The organism is Shewanella decolorationis (genome assembly GCF_004354305.1).
Lineage (GTDB): Bacteria > Pseudomonadota > Gammaproteobacteria > Enterobacterales > Shewanellaceae > Shewanella > Shewanella decolorationis.
The window spans coordinates 4,648,372-4,656,971 of the sequence record NZ_CP037898.1; the positions used below are offsets into that span (position 1 = coordinate 4,648,372).

The 8,600-nt window shown below is 45.7% G+C and carries 7 protein-coding genes; 4 read left to right on the forward strand and 3 right to left on the reverse strand.

All coding sequences use genetic code 11. The annotated features are described in order from the left end of the window. The first annotated feature begins 19 nt into the window (after positions 1-19). The 3 genes from EYR25_RS20850 (at position 20) to glmS (ending at position 5,005) form a co-directional block, all read left to right on the forward strand. Positions 20-2,128 (forward strand): TonB-dependent receptor, encoded by a 2,109-nt coding sequence (locus tag EYR25_RS20850; RefSeq protein WP_133182643.1) that lies wholly within the window; start codon positions 20-22, stop codon positions 2,126-2,128. A 201-nt stretch (positions 2,129-2,329) separates the two neighbouring features. Further along, positions 2,330-3,100 carry a DeoR/GlpR family DNA-binding transcription regulator gene (locus EYR25_RS20855; protein WP_011627710.1) on the forward strand — a complete coding sequence of 257 codons (771 nt, stop codon included), beginning with the start codon at positions 2,330-2,332 and terminating at the stop codon, positions 3,098-3,100. Between the two features lie 75 nt (positions 3,101-3,175). Beyond that, entirely contained in the window at positions 3,176-5,005 is a 1,830-nt protein-coding gene (gene glmS / locus EYR25_RS20860; RefSeq protein WP_088586435.1) for a glutamine--fructose-6-phosphate transaminase (isomerizing), read from the forward strand. Positions 5,006-5,084: 79 nt separating this feature from the next. Here glmS and EYR25_RS20865 read toward each other — a convergent pair whose 3' ends face one another. The 3 genes from EYR25_RS20865 to EYR25_RS20875 all read right to left on the reverse strand — a co-directional run bounded on the left by EYR25_RS20865 (position 5,085) and on the right by EYR25_RS20875 (position 6,824). Further along, the gene (locus tag EYR25_RS20865; protein WP_023266065.1) at positions 5,085-5,288 is read right to left on the reverse strand and encodes a DUF2061 domain-containing protein; all 204 of its coding nucleotides are present in this window, start codon (positions 5,286-5,288) and stop codon (positions 5,085-5,087) included. Positions 5,289-5,455: 167 nt separating this feature from the next. After that, positions 5,456-6,358 carry a 1,4-dihydroxy-2-naphthoyl-CoA synthase gene (locus EYR25_RS20870; protein WP_011627707.1) on the reverse strand — a complete coding sequence of 301 codons (903 nt, stop codon included), beginning with the start codon at positions 6,356-6,358 and terminating at the stop codon, positions 5,456-5,458. Positions 6,359-6,473: 115 nt separating this feature from the next. After that, positions 6,474-6,824 (reverse strand): hypothetical protein, encoded by a 351-nt coding sequence (locus tag EYR25_RS20875; RefSeq protein WP_023266066.1) that lies wholly within the window; start codon positions 6,822-6,824, stop codon positions 6,474-6,476. Between the two features lie 91 nt (positions 6,825-6,915). Here EYR25_RS20875 and ccoG point away from each other — a divergent pair, with 91 nt between their 5' ends. Next, the gene (gene ccoG, locus EYR25_RS20880) at positions 6,916-8,343 is read left to right on the forward strand and encodes a cytochrome c oxidase accessory protein CcoG (protein ID WP_133182645.1); all 1,428 of its coding nucleotides are present in this window, start codon (positions 6,916-6,918) and stop codon (positions 8,341-8,343) included. Positions 8,344-8,600: the final 257 nt, after the last annotated feature.

Sequence of the window (8,600 nt, forward strand, 5' to 3'; positions counted from 1 at the left end):
TCTACTTGAGGTGTTGGCAATGGTATTTAAATATTCAGTTGTAGGTTTGGCTGTAGGGTCTGCATTAATGGCGATGCCTGTTATGGCCGAAGCGCCAAACGATGCAAACATTGAGCGCATTAATGTCACTGGCCGTACATTTAACGACTACAAAGTCGGCAGTGCATCCGGTGCTATGCGTGGTGATATTGATTTAATGGATACACCACAATCCGTGAATGTTATCCCCGACTTTGTCACCGACGAGCAATTAGCGACTAACCTTGCGGAAGTCTTAGTAAACGATTCAAGTGTGACAGCGGGAACTACCCGTTGGAACCGCCAAGTCTTCAGTATTCGTGGTTTTGAATTAGATTCAGGCAACGGTTATCTGATCAACGGCCACCAGCAATGGTCCCACTACGTTCAACCTATCGAAACCTTACAACAAGTCGAAGTGCTGAAAGGTCCTTCGAGTATGTTGTATGGCCAATCTGGCCCCGGCGGTTTGGTGAATATGGTCACCAAGAAGCCGACCTATGATTCAATGCTCGATTTAGGTTTTGATACTGATGGCTACGGCTCTACCCGTGCTCAGTTAGATGCGGGTGGCAGCTTAAACGAGGCTCAAAGCATTCGTTACCGCGGTGTGTTAGTCAAACAAGACACTAAATACTGGCGTGAATATTCAACGACCGATGAAAACCAAGAGCGTGATCGTTGGTTAGGTTATTTGAACCTAGAATTCGATATCAGTGATGATCTGTTATTGTCGCTGAAATACGACCATACCCAAGATAAAACCGGTATCGATGCGGGCGGTTGGTTAGATAAACAAGGCAATGTTGTTGGTCAACGTAAAACCATCTGGGATGCGCCCTGGGCCTTTACCGATAATACTGTTTCAAATTTAGGTGCTGATCTGACTTGGCAAATGACTGACGACTGGAAAGTTAAAGTTGGTTACAACGATCAACAATTTAATCGCCAACGTTTCGATTCAGCTCCGGTTTATTCGGCAGATCCCTTCACCAAGGGGTATAGTATCAAACCTTTTGATCGATATGACGATTGGCAGCATAAAACTGCTTATGTTGATTTTACGGGTGAGTTTGAATTAGCAGGCTTGGAACATCAATTCCTTATTGGTGCCAACTATTTAGATTACTTCTACCAGCAACAAATCGCCCGTGGCGCAACTCAAACAGTGATCCCTGGACAACCGGTTGTTCAGCCTGACCTTGATTACCACCAGGGTAAATTAAGTGCTCCAAGTGAATACAAATACTATGGTTTCTATCTGCAAGATTTAATGACCATCAACGAACAATGGAAATTGCTTGCAGGTGTACGTTATGACGAGCAGAAAAAAGATGGATTTGGTGAAAATAGCTATGCCGTATCGCCTAAATTTGGGGTGATCTATTCACCAATGACTAATGGCAGCATATACGTTAACTACTCTAAGAGCTTTACACCGCAAGGTGGTATTACCGACCCTCTAAATGTTAATCATGACACTAACCTCAAACCAGAATATGGCATTCAATATGAAGTGGGGACTAAGTGGGAACTATTTGACGATAGCTTGTTATTAACGGCTGCGGTATTTGATGTCACGCTGGAGAATATCTCTATCAATGAGGTGCTGACAGCAAGTGACCCACGAAGTGAAGATGGAAAATACACTTCAATCACTACCCAAGGCGGTGAGCAAAAGCACCGTGGTTTTGAAATGGGTGCCCAAGGCAAAATTGGAGATAGCTGGTTTGTGACTTCATCTATGATGTATTTAGATGCTGAATATCAGACGGGTGATGCTCGCGAAGGTAAAACGCCTATCGATGCCCCTGAATGGTCGGCCAATATCTGGACTCGTTATGAAGTGACGGATAACTTTGCGATGAACTTCGGTGCTATCTATGTTGGCGAGCGTTTTGCTAACCTGGATAACACTATCAGTAAAGACGGTTATGTTCGCTTCGATATCGGTGCTGCCTATACTATGGATATTATGGGTAAAGACGTTAGCATCCGCGCGAACGTGAGAAACCTATTTGATACTGAATACTTAGATGGTGGTAGCGATAAGATGGTTACTATCGGCCAAGATCGTAACTTCAGTGTGGCGCTTGAAGCTAAGTTCTAATTTCACTTTCTACGCTTAAGTTTTAGCTCGCTTAAAGCAGTTCATCGATAGGTGAACTGTTTTTTTATTATTTTTCATAAAGTTAATTAATCCAATTTAAAAGCTACCCATCTTGATTCGAAATTATCTTTCGAATACTAGCAAAAATGTTTCGTTTCTTTATAATGTAAGTTTCGAATCGAAAGTTAACTGAAAGGTTTTATGAATAAACGAAATACACAGCAACGACGTCACAGTATTATCAGCATTCTGAATGAACAGGGTGAAGTGAGTGTCGATGAGTTGTCATTACGTTTCGAAACCTCAGAAGTGACTATTCGCAAAGACCTTGCAGAACTTGAAAAAACCGGACTGCTGCTACGCCGCTATGGTGGTGCTGTGGCTATTCCCGATGAAGTGACGCAACAGTTTTCTGCCAAGATAGCCCCTAATAAGTTATCCATTGCTAAAGCCGCGGCGCAGCTGATTAAAGATCATAATCGCATCATCATCGACAGTGGCACCACTACTTCAGGCCTGATTGCTGAACTCAACCACAAACGTGGGCTGGTGGTCATGACCAATGCCCTGCATTTGGCTAATGCGATTCATGAGCTGGAAAACGAGCCGACCCTATTGATGACAGGTGGAACCTGGGACCCGCATTCTGAATCCTTTCAAGGCCAAGTCGCCGAGCAGGTATTACGCTCCTATAACTTCGATCAACTCTTTATCGGTGCCGACGGTATCGATCTAGCGCGCGGCACCACCACTTTTAATGAGCTGACAGGTTTAAGCAAGGTGATGGCTGAGGTTTCGCGCGAAGTGATCGTTATGGTGGATTCGGACAAAATTGGTAAGCGGATCCCTAACTTAGAATTACCTTGGTCGCAAATCAGTGTGCTAGTCACCGATGCTCGCATCGAAGAGAGCGCCCTTAATCAAATTACCGAGCAAGGCGTGAAAGTCATCTTAGCGCCCTACTCGCCTTAGGCATTTGCCCGTGATAAGCCAGAGCAAATGACTCAAACAACTTCATTTTTATTTTTCATTTTATAGGTAAAAACTATGTGCGGAATCGTTGGCGCCGTGGCGCAAAGGGATGTGGCCGAAATTCTGGTCGAAGGTTTACGTCGTTTAGAATATCGTGGATATGACTCCGCAGGTGTTGCCGTGATCCACAATGGCGAACTCAATCGCACTCGCCGCGTGGGTAAAGTACAGGAGCTTTCTGCCGCACTCGAAACCGACCCGTTAGCGGGCGGCACTGGTATTGCTCATACTCGTTGGGCGACCCATGGTGAGCCAAGCGAGCGCAATGCTCACCCACATTTATCTGAAGGCGATATTGCCGTGGTGCACAATGGCATTATCGAAAACCATCATAAACTGCGCGAAATGCTTAAAGAGCTGGGCTATCACTTTAGCTCTGATACCGACACCGAAGTGATTTGCCACTTAGTTCACCATGAATTGAAATCTAACGACACTTTACTGGCCGCGGTGCAAGCCACGGTGAAACAACTCGAAGGCGCTTATGGTACTGTGGTGATTGACCGCCGTGATAGCGAGCGCATGGTCGTTGCGCGTTCAGGTAGCCCTCTGGTGATTGGTTTTGGTTTAGGTGAAAACTTTGTCGCGTCTGATCAATTGGCGCTGCTGCCTGTGACCCGTTCTTTCGCGTTTTTAGAAGAAGGTGACGTGGCTGAAGTGACTCGTCGTACCGTGAGCATTTTCGATGTGCATGGCAATAAAGTTGAGCGCGAAGTTAAAGAATCAGAAATCACCCACGATGCCGGTGACAAAGGTGAATATCGCCACTATATGCTCAAAGAAATTTATGAGCAGCCATTGGCGCTGACACGCACTATCGAAGGCCGTATTGCTAACAAGCAAGTGCTCGACACGGCTTTTGGCGATAATGCTGCTGAGTTTTTAAAAGATATCAAGCACGTGCAAATCATTGCCTGTGGTACTAGCTACCATGCGGGTATGGCGGCGCGTTATTGGTTAGAGGATTGGGCCGGCGTTTCTTGTAATGTCGAAATCGCCTCCGAATTCCGCTACCGCAAGTCACATTTGTTCCCTAACAGCCTGTTGGTGACCATTTCTCAATCGGGCGAGACTGCCGATACGCTGGCGGCGATGCGCCTCGCTAAAGAAATGGGTTATAAGGCGACACTGACCATCTGTAACGCGCCCGGCTCTTCTTTGGTGCGTGAGTCAGATATGGCGTACATGATGAAAGCAGGCGCTGAAATTGGCGTTGCTTCAACTAAAGCCTTTACCGTGCAATTAGCGGGTTTATTAATGCTGACGGCGGTGATCGGCCGCCATAATGGTATGTCAGAGCAAATGCAGGCGGAGATCACCCAAAGTCTACAGTCTATGCCTGCCAAAGTGGAGCAAGCCTTAAGCTTAGATGATGCGATTGCTGAATTGGCGGAAGATTTTGCCGACAAACACCATGCCTTATTCCTTGGCCGTGGCGATCAGTACCCGATTGCGATGGAAGGTGCGCTCAAACTAAAAGAGATCTCCTACATCCATGCAGAGGCATATGCCTCTGGCGAACTTAAGCATGGCCCACTGGCGTTGATTGATGCCGACATGCCCGTCATCGTGGTTGCACCAAACAACGAACTGTTAGAAAAGCTGAAATCTAACGTTGAAGAGGTGCGTGCCCGTGGAGGCTTAATGTATGTCTTCGCCGATGTGGATGCTGAGTTTGAATCTGACGAGACCATGAAGGTTATCCCGGTTCCACACTGCGATATCTTTATGGCGCCGCTGATTTACACCATCCCATTACAGTTGCTGTCGTATCACGTTGCCTTAATTAAGGGCACCGATGTGGATCAACCACGAAACCTCGCTAAATCGGTGACGGTGGAATAAATCGGAAGCAATAAAAAACCGCCTAAATGGCGGTTTTTTATTGGGGCTTTATTAGAGTATGTGCTGGTGGCTGAGTGTATTAAGCCGTTATTGCATTAAGTGCGTTCTGCTTTTTTGCCTCGAAACGTTTCCATACTCTATCGTGGAAATAAAACACTACGGTGTTTATCGCGGGCTCAACTAAGGCGACGGCACCACCGACCAAAACACTACCAGTTAATAAATAGGTAACGGTGAAGGCAACGCTGAAATGTAATACGGCAAAAGTTAATGTCTTGGTCATGATCCTATCCTCTAATGTTAGCCCCAATTGGGAATGATTAGATGATAACAATTCTCATTAAAATTTAAACCCGCATTTTGAGATTAGTTTAAACGGTTTTTTCTATCTATAAGCGCTAAAAAATATAAAGCCCTCAAATGAGGGCTTTATATGGCAATCAGCTTCGACTAGTAATGCCAAGGAAACGCTGAAAAGTCCTGGTCACGTTTCTCAAGGAAAGCATCGCGCCCTTCTTGAGCTTCAGCGCTGGCATAGGCTAAGCGCGTCGCTTCACCCGCAAACAGTTGCTGACCGACCATGCCGTCGTCAGTCATGTTAAAGCCGTACTTCAACATACGCATCGCCGTAGGCGATTTGGAGTTAATCTCTTTGGCCCATCTTAATGCTTCAACTTCGAGTTCGGCATGGGGAACCGATTTATTCACCATTCCCATGGCAAAGGCTTCATCTGCACTGTAGTTAAAGCCACAGAAGAAAATTTCTCGCGCGCGCTTTTGGCCAATCATCTTGGCAAGATAAGCACTGCCATAGCCTGAGTCGAAACTCGCGACATCGGGATCGGTTTGTTTGAAGACGGCGTGTTCCTTCGAGGCTAAGGTTAAGTCGCAGACAACATGCAAACTATGGCCGCCACCCACCGCCCAACCTGGCACGACTGCGATCACCACTTTAGGCATAAAGCGGATCAATCGTTGGACTTCGAGGATATGTAACCGCCCCATTCTGGCTAAATCAGCTTTGCCTTCTTCGGCGCCTTCATATTTATAACCATCTTTACCGCGAATACGTTGATCGCCACCGGAGGAAAACGAATATTGTCCTTTGGCCGAGGGGCCATTGCCCGTGAGTAATACACAACCTACATCGGACCATTGGCGAGCGTGATCGAGGGCGATATATAACTCATCAACCGTTTTTGGGCGAAAGGCATTGAGGCAATCTGGACGGTTAATAGCAATACGCACAGTGCCGTGGGCTTTGGCTCTATGGTAAGTAATATCGTCGAAGTTAAATCCGCTGACTTCATCCCACAGTGCGGGATCAAAAATATCTGATACTGGTTTAGTCATGATATAAGGCCTATATAATTGAAGCTCAGAGGCTAGGTGGAATGTTACCGTAGGTCAATCACCTCAGCGTTATGCTTAGTGATGGCTTGCAAAATTCCGTTTGCCTGTTAGTGGATTAGAGGTTGTCGCAGATAAATAGCAAGTTATCTCTGCTAAAAATGGGATGTTCGGTGGCTTTAGTACCGCAGTAGCTTTCTTTAAAATCAGCAATACCGTCTTCGGTGAGTGGGATTTTATTAAATTCTTCGACTTCAGGCGCCGACAGTCGCGCCAAAATCTCTTTCCGCGCCTTTGTTAGATTTTGATCTATTTTTATTATCTGAGTTCCCATTGCTGAACTGACCTTGTTTTCTATCTTCTGAATCACTTCCTCTGTTTTCGCAATAGGTGCATCTAATTTGTCCGTTTCTGTGTATAAGTAATATAATGCACCAGAAAGAAGCGCTAATATGATCCAACCTTTCATCTTTTAGTCCAACATAAGTGAATAACCATTAATAATATGGGTATAATAAGCCAGTTTTCGTCCAATATTAAAGCAGTAAAAGGCTGTCACGATGAACGCAGAATCTAATAACAAGGACTATTCGAAAACCAATCGAATTAAGATTCACCAGCCTGATGCAGATAAGGCTGATCGCTTTAACCCCCGCAATCGGATTTATGTCCGGGCCATCGATGGATTATGGAGTAGTTTACGCCGCCGTATGGGCTGGATTGCAATGCTCTTCTTCCTTATCTTACCCTGGATACCTTGGGGAGACCGTCAAGCCGTATGGTTCAATCTGGCTGAGCAGAAATTCCATGTCTTTGGTTTAACGATTTGGCCACAGGATCTGACCTTACTTGCCGCTCTCTTTATGATAGCCGCCTTTGCGTTATTTTTCGTGACAACCTATCTCGGTCGAGTCTGGTGTGGTTACACCTGTCCGCAAACTGTATGGACGTTTATGTTCATCTGGTTCGAAGAAAAACTCGAAGGGGCCCGTAACAAGCGCATTAAGTTAGATCAAATGCCATGGGGTTTTGACAAAATCTGGCGCAAAACGGCAAAACATACCGCATGGATTGTGCTTTCGCTGATCACGGCCATGACCTTTGTGTCCTATTTTGTGCCGAGCCGAGAAGTCTATGTCGATGTATTTACCCTTAATGCATCGGGTGCTATCTACTTCTGGGTGGTGTTTTTTACCTTAGCGACCTACGGTAATGCGGGTTGGATGCGTGAAATAATGTGTATCCATATGTGCCCGTACGCGCGTTTCCAATCGGCGATGTTTGATAAAAATACTTATATCGTTGGTTACGATGCCAAACGCGGCGAGACCCGCGGCCCGCGCTCACGCAAAGCCGACCCCAAAGAAATGGGCTTAGGCGACTGTATCGACTGCGACCTCTGTGTTCAGGTTTGTCCAACGGGTATTGATATTCGTAATGGCCTGCAATACGAATGTATTAACTGCGGCGCCTGTATCGATGCTTGTGACCAAACTATGGAGCGCATGGGATACCCTCTGGGGCTGATTAGCTATACCACCGAAAATAAACTCGAGGGTATTAAAGAGAAAGTATTACGTCCTAAGCTGGTCGGCTATGGTGTAGTGCTTGCCGTTATGATTCTTGTCTTTATCTATGCGAGCGCGACGATTGCACCAGTACGTATGGATATTATCCGCGACCGCAATCAACTCTATCGAGAAAATGATCGAGGTTTAATTGAAAACACCTTCACCTTGAAGATCCTGAATAAGACAGAGCAAGCCCATGAATACACTATGAGTGTTGAAGGCCTCAACAACTATAAGTGGTATGGACCTACCTCAGTGACGATTGCAGGAGGAGAGGTATTAACTCTACCTATCAGTATCGGGGTCGATCCAGTCGAACTTTCGCGTTCAGTAACTAATATTGAGATAAAAGTGAAAACCCATATTGATGGCGAAGAAGTCGAAGTCGAGCAAGAATCGCGATTCTTCAGTCCATAGTTACTGTTTCGTTAACCAAATGAGTTTAAAAAGGGGCTGTTTAGCCCCTTTTTTATTCATATTGCTGGATATCTAGGCGTCTAGATGATTAATCGTAATTTTCTGACAAAAAGCCCTTGCGTAAAAAGTTCTGCTGCCTATAATGCGCATCCACTGACACGGCAGACAGCAAAAGCGAATGCGGTATCAGTGAGAATCGAATGCAAAATGTGCACTTGATTCGAAAGCAGCAAGAAGTTTGCAAAAACGCCTTGACG

Coding starts and splice junctions, on each gene's coding strand:
- EYR25_RS20850 (WP_133182643.1), top strand. CDS start 20: ATGGTATTTAAATATTCAGTTGTAGGTTTGGCTGTAGGGTCTGCATTA.
- EYR25_RS20855 (WP_011627710.1), top strand. CDS start 2,330: ATGAATAAACGAAATACACAGCAACGACGTCACAGTATTATCAGCATT.
- glmS (WP_088586435.1), top strand. CDS start 3,176: ATGTGCGGAATCGTTGGCGCCGTGGCGCAAAGGGATGTGGCCGAAATT.
- EYR25_RS20865 (WP_023266065.1), bottom strand. CDS start 5,288: ATGACCAAGACATTAACTTTTGCCGTATTACATTTCAGCGTTGCCTTC.
- EYR25_RS20870 (WP_011627707.1), bottom strand. CDS start 6,358: ATGACTAAACCAGTATCAGATATTTTTGATCCCGCACTGTGGGATGAA.
- EYR25_RS20875 (WP_023266066.1), bottom strand. CDS start 6,824: ATGAAAGGTTGGATCATATTAGCGCTTCTTTCTGGTGCATTATATTAC.
- ccoG (WP_133182645.1), top strand. CDS start 6,916: ATGAACGCAGAATCTAATAACAAGGACTATTCGAAAACCAATCGAATT.